Here is a 15675-nt window from a genome sequence, read left to right on the forward strand (position 1 = left end):
GCAAGCTTGTTTTGCCTGTGCAGTTGCGAAAGCGATCCAAATTTAGAACTTAGCGCAGATTTGATTGCACTTGGCACAGGGTTTGGCTAAACAAACCACCGAACAGGAAACACCAATATGATACATATTCTGGTAGATGCAGACGCTTGCCCGGTTAAAGAAGAAATTTACAAAGTCGCAGAACGGTATCAAATTCCGGCGCAGGTCGTCAGTAACAGTCACTTTCGAATCCCTGACGATCCACTCTTCAAACGCGTCGTAGTTAGCGACAAATTTGATGCCGCCGATGATTATATTGCAGATGAGGCCAACGAATATTCGATTGTAATTACCTCTGATATACTGCTGGCTGAACGATCTATCGAAAAACGCGCGACCGTACTTTCACCCACTGGCAAACCGTTTACTGAAAATTCCATCGGTATGGCTGTTGCAACACGATCCATCATGGCGGATTTACGTGCTGGCGGTGAGCAAGTCGGGGGGCCTGCGCCGTTCTCCAAAAAAGATAGATCGCGATTTTTATCGTTACTTGACTTAACAATCGTACAAATGAAACGACGAAGTTAACGGTTAAGCAACGCCATTCCATTGAAACTCCCCATTCGGCCCAAGTTTAGCAAATGGATTGAATGCAATTTCCCATATATGGCCATCTGGATCAGTAAAACATCCTGAATACCCACCCCAAAATGCCTTTTGCGCTGGCTTTGTAATTGAAGCACCATTCTTCTCGGCTAAATTGATCATATCGTCAACTTCCGGTTCGGTTGAAACATTGTAAGCCAAAGTGACTGCGGAATGACCGGTGCGATCTACTGATATCCCCGCATCTTCTGCCAACTTCTCCCAAGGATAAAGAGCAAGTGCCATGGAAATCAAATCATAGGCAATAATTTCTTCAGTTTCCGGCGATGAGGCTGCCTTCCATCCAAGCCCATCGTAAAAAGCCTTGGAGCGGGCAAGATCCGCAACACCGAGTGTAACAATACTAAGTCTTTGTTCCATAGTTATAAGCCCATCTTTTTGAGTAGATTTTGACTGGGGAAACATGTTTGCTTTATTCGCTTCTTCTGTTGCCAATCGCCAATCGAACGACGTGTTTTGTACCCAGGTAAGCCATCAGCTCCACCGACATCATAACCCTGCATCTCAAGCCTTTGTTGAATCTTACGAATATCAGATCGGTACATGACTTTTTGATTTGCCCATTTGGTTTTAAAGCTGCCCATTCCAAAGCCAATTCGATCGGCAAGATTTCCAATAAACAATGCATAATTGTCAGAATTATTGTACTTTTTTATCACATAAAAGTTGGGCGTAACGATGAACTCTGGCCCCCAGATGCCCGCCGGCAATATCAGCATACCTGCTTGCGACATCTCCAATGTCGGAAATGGTCTTCCGCTGATCCGCAATATCCCTTCTTGTGCCCAAGACTTGATAGGTTTGGCCATATCCGGGCCCTCACGGGCACAATTTGCATCTGCTGGCAATGAAACTTCAAAACCCCAATCGCGATTTGATTGCCAACCACTTTGCTTTAGATAATTTGCTATCGAAGCAAGCGCGTCCGGCGTTGATGACCAGATGTTACGCTTGCCGTCCCCATCAAAATCCACTGCAAATTGGAGGTAACTTGACGGCATAAATTGCGGTTGGCCCATGGCACCGGCCCATGAACTTTTCATCTTTGCGGCTGATACATCACCACTCTGAATGATCTTCATTGCGGCAATCAGTTCTTTTTGAAAGAACTCCCTACGATCCGAAAGAAAAGCCCGTGTTGCGAGAACTCGTACAACCGAGTGGGGGATTGATGCACGACCATAGCCCGATTCACGCCCCCAAATTGCGAGGATAATACCTGCGGGAACACCATATTTTTGTTCAATACGCTGCAAGGTTTTTTGGTGTTTGACCAATAGAGAGTTGCCGATGCTGGCAAGACCCTGCATTCGTTTTTCATTAAAATAATTGGCGGGAGAACGAAATTCCGCTTGCGTCTGTTTTTGTTTTTTCTGCTTCGCACCAGGCAAAGTTAACCCAGGTAATTTTAAATCAAGCTGAACACCTGACATTGCACGTTTAAAGGTACGATTTGATATTCCTGCAGACTTTGTTGCTCTTTTCAAATCAGTCTGCGCCCAAGTCGCAAACTGTTTATCCAGTGACTGCGCACCCGCATGGAGAGGAAGAAAACAAAGGAGGAAGACAAATATACTAAATTGAATCTTCGTCATATTAAGCTCCTAAATCAAAAGGAAGTTCTAGATCGTACTGCCGCTGTGAGCGTTCCCTCATCCAGATAATCAAGTTCACCACCCACAGGAACACCGTGTGCGAGACGAGTTACTTTCACATCAAGTCCGCTTAACTGATCTGTAATATAATGGGCTGTTGTCTGCCCCTCGACCGTAGCATTTACAGCGATCACCAATTCCGAGATACCGTCTTGCTCAACACGATCTACAAGTTCCCGAATTGTTAAATCTTCTGGCCCTATTCCATCTAATGGTGAAAGAGTGCCACCAAGAACGTGATATTTAACATTCATCACTTCTGCACGCTCTAACGCCCAAAGATCAGAAACATCTTCAACGACTATAAGTGTTTTGACATCACGTCTTGGGTCTTGGCAGATTGTACACGGGTTTGAGGTATCCACATTACCGCATGTAGAACAGATAACCACATTGTCAAAAGCCTCTCCCATCGCGCCTGCGAGAGGCCCGAGAAGTTGATCTTTTTTCTTGATAAGATGCAAGGCAGCACGTCTTGCCGAGCGCGGCCCAAGACCGGGCACACGCGCTAAAAGCTGAATAAGCTTCTCAATTTCTGGACCAGTTACTCGTTTTACCATAATCAAGTTTTAGGCGATTCGAGTCGTCTCGTCTCTTAAAAAAATTGTTTTAGAAGGGAAGTTTCATGCCCGGAGGAATTGGCAGGCCTTCTGTTAGTGCAGCTGTTTTTTCTGCTGCCATCGCATCAGCCTTACCTTTGGCATCATTGTGAGCTGCCAGAATCAAATCTTCAAGGATTTCGCCCTCTCCATCGACAATAAGCGAAGGATCGATAGCAAGGCCCATCATAATGCCTTTGCCATTAAGCGTTACTTTGACCAAATCACCGCCAGAAGAGCCTTCGACTTCCATCGCTGCAATCTCTTCTTGCATCGTACCCATCTTCTCTTGCAGTTCTTTTACTTTACCCATCATTCCCATGATGTCTTTCATTTCAAACTCCTAATTATTACTTTGAGGACCTTACTCTGGTAAGTCCGTATTATCGTCTATGCTGTCTGGAGAGATATCACCATCTTCGGTCTCACTAAAATGAAAATCATCATCCTGAATGGCAATTCTAACATTTGTTATGCGTGCGCCAGGGTACTTCTTCAATATGGCAGCAACATCCTTATCTTCACGTGCATCTGTAACAAGCGCTTCTTGCTTTTCAGATTCTAATTCAGCAAGTGTTGGTCCGCCTGCGTCACGATTGAGCCCGACAATCCATTTAACGCCCGTCCACTTCTTCAATTTATCGATCAACTCACCAGGTAGGGTCGGCGACCCCTGTTCGGTAAGGCTAATTTCTAGTCGACCAGGCTCAATACTAACTAAACGGACGTGATTTCTAATTTGGATCTTTGTCGTAACATCGCGATGTTGATCTGCAAGTGCGACTAAATCTTCCAAACTTTCAATTTTAACACTTGGAAGTTCAGGTTCAGACACGACCAACGGTTGCGGATTGGGATTATCGATTGCATGAAGCATTATACCTCGTGAATCATTAGTCCCATTAGCCAACATAACCGTTGGTGCATCTCCAGAATTTTGATTACTTTGTGGTTCAGAACTTTGTGGCGTTGTTTTTGCAGATTGAACTGCCCCACCATTGGAACCATAACCCGCTGGAACTGGTGCCCCACCGTTAGTTTGGCTTTGTTCGGACGCTGTAACAATCTTCGCAAGGTCTTCCGGGCTAGGTAGATGTGCAGAATGTGCAATACGTATGAGCGCCATTTCCGCTGATGCAAATGGTCGATTTGATGCTGTTGTTTCTGAAATTGCTTTCAACAACATTTGCCATGTCCGTGATAATATAGGTGTCGATAAAACCTTGCCAAACTCAGCACCACGTGTTCGTTCAACCTCAGTAAGCGCTGTATCATCCTTAGCGGCTGGTGCGTATTTTAATCGTGTCACAGTATGGGTAAAATCGGCTAAATCCGTCAGTACGACAAGTGGATTTGCGCCCGCATCATATTGCGCTTTAAATTCCTCGAGAGCCTTTGCAATCTCGCCTTTCATGAGAAAATCAAACAGATCAGCAATACGCGTTCGATCTGCCAGACCGAGCATTGAGCGCACAGCTTCTGCTTCAACTTTACCGCTACCATGTGCAATCGCCTGATCCATGAGCGAAAGACCATCGCGAGCAGACCCTTCGGCTGCGCGAGAAATAAGTGCGAGTGACTCATCATCAATCTCCACGCCTTCCTTTCCGGCAATCATCTTAAAATGACCAGAAAGATCGCTAGCATCAATCCGGCGCAGATCAAAACGCTGACAACGGGAAAGAACAGTGATTGGGACCTTCCGAATTTCCGTCGTCGCAAAGATAAACTTTACATGTTCCGGTGGTTCTTCAAGTGTCTTAAGCAGGCCATTGAAAGCCTGAGTAGACAGCATATGAACCTCATCGATAATATAGATTTTATAACGAGCAGAGATAGGCTTATAGCGAACCTGTTCAATTATTTCACGAATATCGTCGATACCCGTGTGAGAGGCCGCATCCATCTCGACCACATCAACATGACGGCCATCCATGATCGCCTGACAATGTTCGCCGAGCTCTTGAATATCTATTGTAGGCTGGTCAATACCATCTTTTTGATAGTTAAGCGCGCGCGCAAGAATACGAGCGGTTGTGGTTTTACCCACCCCGCGAACACCTGTCAGCATCCAGGCTTGCGCAATTCTCCCTGATGAGAATGCATTTGTGAGCGTGCGAACCATCGGGTTTTGCCCGACAAGGTCCGAGAAGTCTTTTGGTCGATATTTCCGCGCCAATACGCGATATTCGGTTTCGCTGCTCAACCTAAATAACCCTGTTTAAATGCTTCGCTTTATATCCCTAGAAAAACTATTAGCAGGCCGCTAATTTTATTCAAAGCGATTCCGGGCGATTCCGGAAATTAGTCCTGTTATAAGTTTACTTTTTCTGCATCAGGCGTGAAACAAGTTGGGCGGTATAATCCACCACCGGCACCACACGAGAATAATTTAGCCTTGTCGGACCAATAATACCCACAGCACCTAAAACGCGTTCACCCTCATCTTTGAGCGGCGCAAAAATCAAAGATGATCCAGAAAGCGAAAACAATTTATTTTCGGACCCAATAAATATGCGAACACCTGAACCTGTTTCTGCTAAATTCATCAAATCAATCAGGCTTTCCTTCTTCTCAAGGTCATCAAAAAGCATTCGAACACGGTCTAACTCTTCATCTGCTCCGACATTCTCTAACAGTTTTGATCGACCACGAACAATCAAACGACCGGGCGAACCTTCATCTTCTGCGTCTGCCCAAACAGCTAAGCCACGTTCAACCAAGCCACTGGAGAGCGTGTCTAACTCGCTGCGAATGGTATTTCGCAATCCTTCCAGCTTATTGCGTACTTCAGAGAAAGTTCGACCTGCCAAATGCGCGTTCAAGAAATTGCTGGCTTCCACCAATTGCGAAGAAGTGGTGCCTGCGGGCAAATCGATAACCCGATTTTCAACACGATCACCTTCGCCAACAATTACTGCGAGTGCCTTTGTGGGTTCAAGTCGAATGAATTCAATATGCTTAATTGCACCATCGCTTTTTGCAGCCATAACCAAACCAGCACCGCTTGAAACACCAGAGAGCAACTTACTTGCCTCTGTCAGAAGTCCTTCTATGGGCTGTCCGACATTTGTTGGTACTTGTTGCTCAATTTGTTCGCGCTCCTCGGGTTGCAAATCACCCACTTGCATGAATGAATCCACAAAAAACCGAAGACCTAAATCCGTAGGCATTCTCCCTGCACTTACATGCGGAGAATATATCAGGCCTAACTCTTCCAGATCACTCATCACATTGCGTACAGAGGCTGGTGATATCGCCATAGGAAGCATCTTTGATAAATTCCGAGAACCAAGCGGCTCGCCTGAACCCAGATAGGTTTCAACGATACTTCTAAATACATCGCGCGAGCGATCATCAAGATCTTTCAAATTTCTATCGAGCCGACCGACCCGCTCCAACCAATAAAACAACAAAGACTTTTACTTCTTTAAATTATATAGAGTGTTCAAGCATATTCTACTAGAATTTTAAGCTCTTTTCCTTTGCATGCGCCATTAACAAAGGCTAGATATCTCGTTAAGAATCAAATTAGTCACATCGGAGAATTGAATGCGTCCTTCAGGAAGAAAAACAGACCAGATGCGAGACGTCTCTTTTGAGCGCGGCTTTTCAAAACATGCTGAAGGATCTTGCCTTGTGAAATTCGGTGATACGCATGTGCTTTGCACAGCCAGCTTGGAAGAGCGCGTTCCACCGTGGCTTCGAAATGGTGGAAAAGGCTGGGTTACTGCTGAATATGGTATGCTCCCGCGCTCAACTGGTGATCGAATGCGCCGCGAAGCATCTTCTGGCAAACAAAGTGGCCGCACGCAAGAAATTCAACGTCTTATCGGACGTTCACTACGCGCAGTTGTTGATCTTGAAGCATTAGGCGAACGCCAAATCTCTCTTGATTGCGACGTCATTCAAGCGGATGGCGGCACACGTACGGCTTCAATCACCGGCGCATGGATTGCTTTGCATGACTGCCTTAAATGGATGGAAGAGCGCAACATGGTGAAAACCGATCGTGTTCTAAAGGATCATGTCGCAGCGATTTCCTGCGGCATTTTTGCTGGCCAACCGGTCTCAGATTTGGATTATCTGGAAGATTCCGCGGCTGACACGGATGCAAACTTTGTTATGACTGGTTCAGGCGGGATTGTTGAAATTCAAGGTACGGCGGAAGCTGACCCATTTTCCGAAGAAGAGTTCGGGCAACTTATGGGTCTTGCAAAATCCAGCATCTCCGACCTCGTTAATTTGCAAAAAGAATGCATTAAGTAGGATTGAATAATGCGCAAGTTTGAAGGCAAAAAAATTGTCCTAGCGACCCATAATGAAGGAAAGCTTCGTGAAATTCGCGATCTTATCGGACCGTTGGGCATAGACGTTGTTTCTGCAGGTGAACTTGGACTTCCTGAACCTGCGGAAAACGGCACGACATTTGAGGAAAATGCAGCGACAAAGGCAGATGCCGCCTCTATGGCAACTGGCCTGGTTGCACTTTCTGATGATTCAGGGCTAGTGGTCGATGCACTTGATGGTGATCCCGGCGTTTACACTGCCGATTGGGCTGAAACAGAAGATGGCACCCGCGACTTTGACCTTGCGATGAAGAAGGTTGAAGATGCGCTGCAAGCCAAAGCTGTTTCAGACCCGAAAGAACGCACAGGGCGATTTGTCAGCGTTTTATGCATGCGTTGGCCTGACGGACACCGAGAGTTTTTCCGCGGGGAAGCCGAAGGTCATCTAACATGGCCACCTCGTGGAACATCCGGTTTTGGCTATGATCCGGTGTTTGTGCCTAATGGTTTTGATACAACGTTTGGTGAAATGACCGCCGAGGAAAAACATGGATGGAAACCAGGTGATAAAACAGCTTTATCTCATCGTGCGCGCGCATTTAAGTTTTTTGCTGAAACTTGCCTAGGTGTTTAAGGGGCAAAGATATGCCCTCATTATCCCAATCATTACTTGATCAAACATCTGGATTTGGTATCTACGTTCATTGGCCATTTTGCGCCGCTAAATGCCCCTATTGCGATTTCAATTCCCATGTGAGGCATCAAAAAATCGACCAAAAGCGGTTTATAAAAGCTTTTGAGCAGGAACTTGAGCATAATCGTGAACTATCGGGTGCGCGAACTGTCACAAGTATCTTTCTTGGTGGAGGTACACCATCTTTAATGGATCCTGACACAGTCGATGCAATCTTGTCACAGATCCACAACCTTTGGGATGTGCCGAGCGATATAGAAATCACGATGGAGGCAAACCCATCTAGTGTTGAAGCAAGCCGTTTTCGTGGATACCATGACGCTGGCGTCAATCGGGTTTCAATGGGTGTGCAGGCGCTCAATGATCGGGATTTAAAATTCTTGGGAAGGCTGCATTCAGTAGAGGATGCAAAGGAAGCTATAAATCTAGCACGTGAGATTTTTCCGCGTATGTCATTTGACCTCATTTATGGTCGTCCAAACCAGACAATTAAATCTTGGCAAAATGAGCTTATTGAAGCCATAGATATGGCTGTTGATCACCTTTCTTTGTACCAACTTACAATCGAAGAAGGCACGCCGTTTTTTAAACTTCATGAAGCCGGCAAAATAATAACACCCGATGATGATCATATGGTCGACATTTATGCCGCCACTCAAGATGTATGTGCTTCATATAATTTGCCGGCTTATGAGGTGTCTAATCACGCAAAAGTTGGCGCAGAAAGTCGCCATAATCTAAATTATTGGCGCTATGGCGATTATGTGGGCGTTGGACCTGGTGCCCATGGTCGAATATCAGTGAATGAAACAAAGCTTGCGACAATCACTGAGCCACATCCTGAAAATTGGGCATCGAATGTTAAAAAGAATGGCCATGGCATCATTACAGAAGAGATCCTTGAAAAAAATACACAGGCTGACGAAGTGCTTATTATGGGACTTCGCCTAAAAGAAGGTATTGATGTTGCTCGTTGGGAGAACCTTTCAGGTAGAAGCTTTAATACAGCTCGAGAGGCCAATCTTCTTGAACAGGGCTTAATAGAGCGCCTCGGCAACAGTCGAATTCGCTGCACTGATTCAGGAATTTTGGTGCTCAATTCCATTATTGCTGAATTGGCATAGAGCAAGACTTATGCTTTAGTACGAAAATGTCGCAGTTCAAAATTTGCGACCACTATACAATATGGATATATCAGACCTATATTTGCGGTAAGAAGCTGAAAATTGGATAGAATTTTATGACTGAAGATATTGGGCCTGACCCGAGTTTACTGATTGTTGACGACGACGGTCCGTTTTTAAGACGCATTGCTCGTGCCATGGAAGGTCGAGGCTTTGTCGTTGAGACCGCTGAATCGGTGACTGAAGGACTTGCTAAAGCTCAGGCAAACCCTCCCAAATACGCCGTTGTTGACATGCGCCTTGGTGATGGTAATGGTCTGGACGTCATAGAAGCGATCCGCCGCAAGCGTGAAGACACGAAAATGGTGGTTCTCACTGGATACGGAAATATCGCGACCGCTGTAACAGCTGTAAAACTTGGCGCGGTTGATTATTTAGCAAAACCTGCCGACGCAGATGATGTAGTAGCAGCCCTTACACGTGGCCCCGATGAAAAAGCGGGCCCGCCTGATAATCCAATGTCCGCCGATCGCGTTCGTTGGGAGCATATTCAACGTGTGTATGAGATGTGCGATCGCAATGTGTCTGAAACGGCGCGGCGTCTAAATATGCACCGCAGAACTCTACAGCGCATCTTGGCAAAACGCGCGCCGCGCTGATATGCTTATACTATGAATTAGCGGCAAGTTCCGCCGCTAATAACCTGTCTGCTGCGGCACGCGCGAAACGAAGCATAAGAGATTTCCGGCGCGATGAAGCCAATTTGTGTTCTGGCGCTTCTCTTAAAACATGCCCGCCAAAACCATCAGCTAGGATAAATCCACAATCCTGCGGGAAGATTTCTTGCGGCACATCTTGCAACGTGGCGAAAAACAAGCGATCGCAATAATCACGATATTCAGGCCACTTGTTGTCCACTCGAAGATCCTCAATTGACGATTTAATCTCGATAATCCAAATCTCACCTTTTTCACCAACCGCGATGATGTCCGTACGTCGACCTGATGCGAGCGTTAGTTCTGGCAACATCGAAAATCGAAAATCTCGTAAAACTCTTTGCACACCACGCCTGATTGTCATGGCTCGTTCGGATTGCCGACCATCAACAAGCGGATTAGAATCATGTGGAGATACAATTGTCATAGACAAATCATGCCATGAACATTTTCATCAAACAACAATTTAGTGACGAAAAGAAGTAGGAGGCTGGAACAATGACCCGTGCCGGATCTCGTTAGGGCTGCTTCCTTCCGGACCTGACCCGGTTGGCGAGTGGCTCGTCCACCACCAACCTCCCGAGGTCTATATCGTCTTTCATGGGGCAAATTGCAAGAATAAATCTGAATATCAGCAAATTATACGTAAAGCGACGGCACAAATCCTGTCCATTTCTTAAAACCTACGATATGCATCGTATTCGAATGCGATACCAACAACCTAGTTTGAGAAAATATGACATCTTTCCTCTTTAGAGATCAACCTAAACAAACAGAAGCAAGTGCACTCACCGCATTTTCTCAAAATAAACTCAACCGCTTGACTGAAGACCGTCCTGAGGGGTGCCTGGAAGACGCCTTATCCGCTGATGAGGTAAAGTTTTACGCCTTTTCAGATGGCGCGGCATATGTAAGCGATGGAACAGTGCTTCATAGGAGAGATGCCATTGAATCTCTCAACCCGGATTTTGAGAACGCCACACTGCTTGGTTGGAATGATCAGGGGCAACCACGAATTTCAATTACATTAAATCCGAGTGAACCCCAGAAAGAAGAATTAGATTTCATCTATGCTCGGCAGATTTACGCGGATATTGCGTTACCTGAGGAGACTCTAGGCGAGCTGGCACAAGCTGCGAGTATCAACGCATGGGTAAATAACAGCATGTTCTGCGGTGCGTGCGGCGGTCCAACAGTGCCAAAAGCAGGTGGTTATCATCGTCACTGTCCATCATGTGATCGAACCTATTTCCCGCGAACTGATCCTGTGGTTATTATGTTTGTGGTTGATGAAGCGTCCGACAAATGCCTTATGGGGAGAAGTCCACATTTTCTGCCCAATATGTATTCGACACTTGCAGGATTTATCGAGCAAGCAGAAACTATTGAAGATGCGGTTCGTCGCGAAACGTTGGAAGAGTCCAACATCAAAATTGGTCGCGTTAAATATCACGCAAGCCAGCCTTGGCCAGCTCCACACAGTTTGATGATTGGCTGTTACGCAGAAGCGCTAACAACAGAAATCATGTTCGATAAGAACGAGCTTGAAGATTGTCGATGGTTCACACGAGACGAAATTGCCGAACGGCTAAAATCATCCGAGGGTGAGGATCGATTGTCCCCGCCGGAAGGTGCGATAGCACATAGGCTAATGCGCGACTGGTTGGATATGTGATACGCTAGATAATATTTTCATCGCGCATCGGATGCCCTTTATAAACGCCAAGAATATTCACATATTCTGAGAAATATTCTAACTCAGACAAAGCGCGCTGAACGGACAAGTCATCTGGGTGGCCCTGAATATCTGCATAGAATTGAGTTGCGATGAACGTGCCGCCAATCTGATAACTTTCGAGCTTAGTCATATTCACGCCATTGGTCGCAAACCCGCCCATACATTTATAAAGTGCGGCAGGTAAGTTTCGAACCCGGAAAACAAAAGTTGTAACCCAAGTTTCGTCATCTGATGCACGTGGCTCTATCGATTCATCACGCGATAACACCACAAAACGTGTGATGTTACTTTCATGATCCTCTACATTTTCAGCCAAAATCTCCAATCCATAAAGATCTGCGGCCAAGCGAGGCGCCAGCGCTGCCATGGATTTATCATCCGCTTCCGACACTTGCCGCGCGGCACCAGCGGTGTCACCAGCAACAACCGGTTTCCAATTATTTTGGCGGACAATATTGCGACATTGACCAAGCGCATGAACATGACTGTGAACGCTTCTAATATCGCTTTTCTCCGCCCCGGGCAAAACCATCAATTGAAACCGAATTGGCATAAAATACTCACCAACTATATGCAGGCTCGAATTTGGAAGCAGATGATGGATATCAGCAACCCGACCGGCAATCGTATTCTCGATAGGAATCATAGCAAGATCAACTTCACCAGAAACCAAGGCGTTAAATGCATCTTCAAATGTTGGACAAGGCAATGGCTGCATATCTGGGAACATATCCCGGCACGCCATATCCGAATTTGCACCGTTTTCACCCTGAAAAGAGATTAAATTAGTCGATTTTGCCATATTCATTGTCACCTAGCTGATTTCGATTTGTTTTATCAGCAGGAAAGGCCGAGTCAATCGCTAGTTTGGCGTTTACATCCATCTCAATCATTCGCAAAATTGACGAGATTTTCGAAATTTTGGCCAAAGGTGGCAAAAAGTCTCAGTATGGCATGCAAAATCGTTGTTGCAACACAGACACAAAAGCAATAAGTTCCGGCAAAATTCAGATGCCCGAATCGAAGGGCAAAGCACACCAAACGGAGCGATAAGGCATGAATTCCTCCTATTTTAATATGATCTCAAGCGCATTTTTAGGTGCAGTATTTGTGGTTCTAACAATTTCCTTCGTATCTGAAGGACTTTTCCACAGTGAAGCACCCGAGCAAGAAGGTTTTGTAATTGAAGTTGCAAATGCCCCAGCAGCGGGTCCTGCAGGTGGTGGTGAGGCAGAGCTTGCTCCAATCAGCCCTTTACTAGCAAGTGCTGACATAGAAGCTGGTGCAAAAGTTTTTAAAAAATGCGCGGCTTGTCATACTGCGGATGAAGGCGGTGCCAACAAAGTTGGTCCAGCTCTTTGGGATATTGTAAATCGTCCTGCCGGTGGAGCTGATGGGTTTGGTTATTCGGCACCGATGAAAGAATATGGCGCTGATGGTTCAAAATCTTGGGAATATGAAAACTTGAACAAGTTCCTTCTTAAACCAAAAGCATATATCAAAGGCACTTCCATGGGCTTTGCTGGTTTGAAAAAGGAAAAAGACCGCGCAAATGTTATCGCGTATCTAAGAAGTCTTTCAACAAATCCGGCTCCGTTGCCATAAGGATTGTTAAATACACGGTTTTAAAAGCCCAGCTTCTATAGCTGGGTTTTTTATTGCCTGAATTCAGAATTTTAGCCGCTATTGACCAAATCTTTGAGCATTTTTGAGATATTCGATTTCTTCTGGTGAGCTAAATCTACCGACAACTTCATTCCTATGAGGATATCGCCCAAATTTTTCAATAATATTAAAATGATCTTGGGCCGCCTTTATTGCTTCTTCACCCATCAGGGAGAAGAACTCTAATGAAATTTTTGCCATTTCAATATCTTCTGCATGCATGAAAGGCATGTAAACAAATTGCTGATGCATCGGCCCCATTGTTTTATCCCAACCCTGATCGATAATGTGTTGAGATAACTTCAATGCTTTTTCGTCCTGAGCAAATGCTTTTCCTGAACCACGATAGATGTTGCGCGTGAACTGATCAAAGCAAAGAATTGCGGCAAGGCATTTATTCGCGTTTTGCATGATATCATCCGGTAATTGGTCGGACAATTCTGCCAATATTAACCCAAAACGCTGCTTTATAAGCTTATCTAAATCATCGTCAGAGATATACCATTGTTTAGGTGTTAGCTCACTAAACCAAAAGGATAGAACATCGTTATGCCAATTTTCAGGGACCATATCATTTTTCCATTACAAATTTTTGATGTGACTTTATCAATAAAGTAAGCTTATCTAACTGTATAAGAATAATAAATAGGGATCGTATATATGTTTCAACGTTTCGTTCGACCTTTGTTCATTGCCTCAAGCCTGGTAATACTCACCCATAGCAGTTTTGCCGATGACACAAAAAACTGGCAACATGCAACGTCACTTGTTGGCAGTCCTAAATATCAACAAGGATTTAGTCATTTTGATTATGTGAATGTAAACGCACCCAAAGGCGGGAATTTACGATTATCGGAAACAGGTTCTTTTGATACAATCAATCCTGCAACAGCCAAAGGTGAGATTGCGACAGGGCTTGGCCTTGTGCTTGAAACCCTGATAGTGTCATCCTTAGATGAAATTTCTTCGGACTACGGTCTGCTCGCTGAAGCATTCTCTCATCCTGAAGATTATTCCAGCGTGACATATCTGTTGCGAGACAAAGCACGTTGGCATGATGGAATGCCTGTTACACCTGAAGACGTCATTTTTTCCTTTGAAAGCGCGATAGCAAATGACCCAAAGCGAAAAAATTATTACAAACATGTGATTTCCGCTGAAAAAACGGGAGAGAGAGAAGTTACTTTCAAATTTGATGAAAAGAACAATCGCGAGCTACCGCACATTGTTGGGCAGATTCTGGTGCATCCTAAACATTGGTGGGAGGCAAAAAATGCTAGCGGTGAGCAGAGAGATATCTCCAGAACAACGTTAGAACCGATCATGGGGTCTGGTCCTTATCGCATATCTCAAATATCACCTGGAAGTTCGGTTACCTTCGAGCGGGTTAAGAATTACTGGGGGGAGGATCTGAATGTAAATATTGGCCAGAATAATTTTGATAAAATTAGCTACTCATACTTCTCTGATCGCAATGTTGAATTTGAAGCATTCAAAGCAAATGATATAGATTACTGGGTCGAGAACGAAGCCAAACGATGGGCTACAGGATATGATTTTCCTGCTGCAAATGAGGGCAAAATTAAACGAGAACAACTAGCAAATGCGTATCGCAGTTCAGGCATTATGCTGGGGTTTATCCCGAACCAGAGACGTGAAATATTCAAAGATCAACGCGTAAGGCGCGCGCTCAATCTGGCATATGATTTTGAAGAACAAAATCGCACATTATTTTATGATGCCTATAAACGTATTGATAGCTACTTCTTTGGCTCAGAGCTTGCTTCCTCCGGTCTTCCAGAAGGACTGGAACTCGATATATTAGAAGAATTACGCAATGAAATCCCCGAAAGCATCTTCACAGAAGAATATAGGAACCCGATTGCCGGAACACCGCAAAAGGCACGTGCTAATTTACGTGAAGCTATCAAGCTTTTTAAAGAAGCAGGCTACGAAACTCGTAAAGGTAAAATGGTCAACGCAAAAACAGGCGAACCGTTTACATTTGAAATCATTTTAAATGGTCCTATCATCGAAAAAGTTGCCCTACCTTATGCACAAAGTTTAAAGAAGATCGGTATTGACGTTAGTGTACGCTCAATTGATCCATCCCAATGGGTTAATCGCTGGCGTGAACGCGATTACGATATGATCTATTATGGTTGGGCACAATCACTCTCACCAGGCAATGAACAAATCGGATATTGGGGGTCTGATGCCGTCGACCAATCGGCTTCGGGTAACTATGCAGGCATTTCAAATCCTGCAATTGATAAACTCATCCAGAAAATAATATTTGCTGAAAATAGAGACGAACTTGTTGCCACCACAAAGGCACTGGATCGGGTTTTACTTGCAAATGACTACATCATTCCATCATATACAATACGTGCCTCTCGTATCGCTTATTGGGACAAATTCGAACGATTAGACGAATTACCTAAATATTCTATAGGTTTTCCAACCGTTTGGTGGTCAAAATCTGCCGAATAAGCTTGCAATGAAGGCGGTTTCGGATTCCAAATTGCATATGAACGAATCAAAGAA

Annotated in this window: 17 protein-coding genes and 1 other RNA gene; 8 read left to right on the top strand and 10 right to left on the bottom strand. The window is 44.9% G+C overall.

The annotated features are described in order from the left end of the window. The first annotated feature begins 117 nt into the window (after window positions 1-117). Window positions 118-570: a YaiI/YqxD family protein gene (locus AB2J24_RS05700; RefSeq protein WP_367384756.1), complete on the top strand. Its 453-nt coding sequence runs from the start codon at window positions 118-120 to the stop codon at window positions 568-570. 3 nt (window positions 571-573) lie between these two features. Here the strand turns inward: AB2J24_RS05700 and AB2J24_RS05705 are convergent, their stop codons facing one another. The 6 genes from AB2J24_RS05705 to hrcA all read right to left on the bottom strand — a co-directional run bounded on the left by AB2J24_RS05705 (window position 574) and on the right by hrcA (window position 6273). Continuing rightward, window positions 574-1008 carry a VOC family protein gene (locus tag AB2J24_RS05705; RefSeq protein ID WP_367384757.1) on the bottom strand — a complete coding sequence of 145 codons (435 nt, stop codon included), beginning with the start codon at window positions 1006-1008 and terminating at the stop codon, window positions 574-576. A 2-nt stretch (window positions 1009-1010) separates the two neighbouring features. Continuing rightward, entirely contained in the window at window positions 1011-2243 is a 1233-nt protein-coding gene (locus AB2J24_RS05710) for a lytic murein transglycosylase (protein ID WP_367384758.1), read from the bottom strand. A gap of 14 nt (window positions 2244-2257) precedes the next feature. Then, window positions 2258-2863: a recombination mediator RecR gene (gene recR, locus AB2J24_RS05715; RefSeq protein WP_162654381.1), complete on the bottom strand. Its 606-nt coding sequence runs from the start codon at window positions 2861-2863 to the stop codon at window positions 2258-2260. A gap of 49 nt (window positions 2864-2912) precedes the next feature. Continuing rightward, the gene (locus AB2J24_RS05720; protein ID WP_162654382.1) at window positions 2913-3236 is read right to left on the bottom strand and encodes a YbaB/EbfC family nucleoid-associated protein; all 324 of its coding nucleotides are present in this window, start codon (window positions 3234-3236) and stop codon (window positions 2913-2915) included. A 30-nt stretch (window positions 3237-3266) separates the two neighbouring features. Further along, window positions 3267-5108: a DNA polymerase III subunit gamma/tau gene (locus AB2J24_RS05725; RefSeq protein ID WP_367384759.1), complete on the bottom strand. Its 1842-nt coding sequence runs from the start codon at window positions 5106-5108 to the stop codon at window positions 3267-3269. A 115-nt stretch (window positions 5109-5223) separates the two neighbouring features. Further along, window positions 5224-6273 carry a heat-inducible transcriptional repressor HrcA gene (gene hrcA, locus AB2J24_RS05730; protein ID WP_244627961.1) on the bottom strand — a complete coding sequence of 350 codons (1050 nt, stop codon included), beginning with the start codon at window positions 6271-6273 and terminating at the stop codon, window positions 5224-5226. 181 nt (window positions 6274-6454) lie between these two features. Here hrcA and rph point away from each other — a divergent pair, with 181 nt between their 5' ends. The 4 genes from rph (at window position 6455) to AB2J24_RS05750 (ending at window position 9668) form a co-directional block, all read left to right on the top strand. Further along, window positions 6455-7171: a ribonuclease PH gene (rph, locus tag AB2J24_RS05735; RefSeq protein ID WP_367384760.1), complete on the top strand. Its 717-nt coding sequence runs from the start codon at window positions 6455-6457 to the stop codon at window positions 7169-7171. Between the two features lie 9 nt (window positions 7172-7180). After that, the gene (gene rdgB, locus AB2J24_RS05740; RefSeq protein ID WP_367384761.1) at window positions 7181-7825 is read left to right on the top strand and encodes an RdgB/HAM1 family non-canonical purine NTP pyrophosphatase; all 645 of its coding nucleotides are present in this window, start codon (window positions 7181-7183) and stop codon (window positions 7823-7825) included. 11 nt (window positions 7826-7836) lie between these two features. Beyond that, complete coding sequence (hemW, locus tag AB2J24_RS05745; protein WP_367384762.1) at window positions 7837-9009, top strand: radical SAM family heme chaperone HemW; 1173 nt, start codon at window positions 7837-7839, stop codon at window positions 9007-9009. Between the two features lie 116 nt (window positions 9010-9125). After that, window positions 9126-9668, top strand: coding sequence for an ActR/PrrA/RegA family redox response regulator transcription factor (locus AB2J24_RS05750; protein WP_162654387.1), 543 nt, complete (start codon window positions 9126-9128; stop codon window positions 9666-9668). Between the two features lie 10 nt (window positions 9669-9678). Here AB2J24_RS05750 and AB2J24_RS05755 read toward each other — a convergent pair whose 3' ends face one another. Both AB2J24_RS05755 and ffs read right to left on the bottom strand, forming a co-directional pair. Further along, window positions 9679-10152 (bottom strand): MmcB family DNA repair protein, encoded by a 474-nt coding sequence (locus AB2J24_RS05755; RefSeq protein ID WP_162654388.1) that lies wholly within the window; start codon window positions 10150-10152, stop codon window positions 9679-9681. Between the two features lie 55 nt (window positions 10153-10207). Continuing rightward, an RNA gene (ffs, locus tag AB2J24_RS05760) (signal recognition particle sRNA small type) lies at window positions 10208-10305 on the bottom strand. Between the two features lie 156 nt (window positions 10306-10461). On the opposite strand from ffs, the gene nudC reads away from it, so the two are divergent. Continuing rightward, complete coding sequence (gene nudC, locus AB2J24_RS05765; RefSeq protein WP_367384763.1) at window positions 10462-11400, top strand: NAD(+) diphosphatase; 939 nt, start codon at window positions 10462-10464, stop codon at window positions 11398-11400. A gap of 4 nt (window positions 11401-11404) precedes the next feature. Here the strand turns inward: nudC and AB2J24_RS05770 are convergent, their stop codons facing one another. After that, complete coding sequence (locus tag AB2J24_RS05770) at window positions 11405-12265, bottom strand: prephenate dehydratase (protein WP_367384764.1); 861 nt, start codon at window positions 12263-12265, stop codon at window positions 11405-11407. A gap of 254 nt (window positions 12266-12519) precedes the next feature. Here AB2J24_RS05770 and AB2J24_RS05775 point away from each other — a divergent pair, with 254 nt between their 5' ends. Further along, on the top strand, window positions 12520-13068 hold the full coding sequence (locus AB2J24_RS05775) for a c-type cytochrome (protein WP_367384765.1): 549 nt from the start codon (window positions 12520-12522) through the stop codon (window positions 13066-13068). Window positions 13069-13146: 78 nt separating this feature from the next. Here AB2J24_RS05775 and AB2J24_RS05780 read toward each other — a convergent pair whose 3' ends face one another. Then, window positions 13147-13698 (bottom strand): DUF924 family protein, encoded by a 552-nt coding sequence (locus AB2J24_RS05780; RefSeq protein ID WP_367384766.1) that lies wholly within the window; start codon window positions 13696-13698, stop codon window positions 13147-13149. 90 nt (window positions 13699-13788) lie between these two features. Here AB2J24_RS05780 and AB2J24_RS05785 point away from each other — a divergent pair, with 90 nt between their 5' ends. Next, window positions 13789-15621 carry an extracellular solute-binding protein gene (locus AB2J24_RS05785; protein ID WP_367384767.1) on the top strand — a complete coding sequence of 611 codons (1833 nt, stop codon included), beginning with the start codon at window positions 13789-13791 and terminating at the stop codon, window positions 15619-15621. Window positions 15622-15675 lie beyond the last annotated feature (54 nt).

Origin of the sequence: Lentilitoribacter sp. EG35 (genome assembly GCF_040784015.1) — a bacterium.
In the GTDB taxonomy this organism is placed as follows: Bacteria; Pseudomonadota; Alphaproteobacteria; order Rhizobiales; family Rhizobiaceae; genus Lentilitoribacter.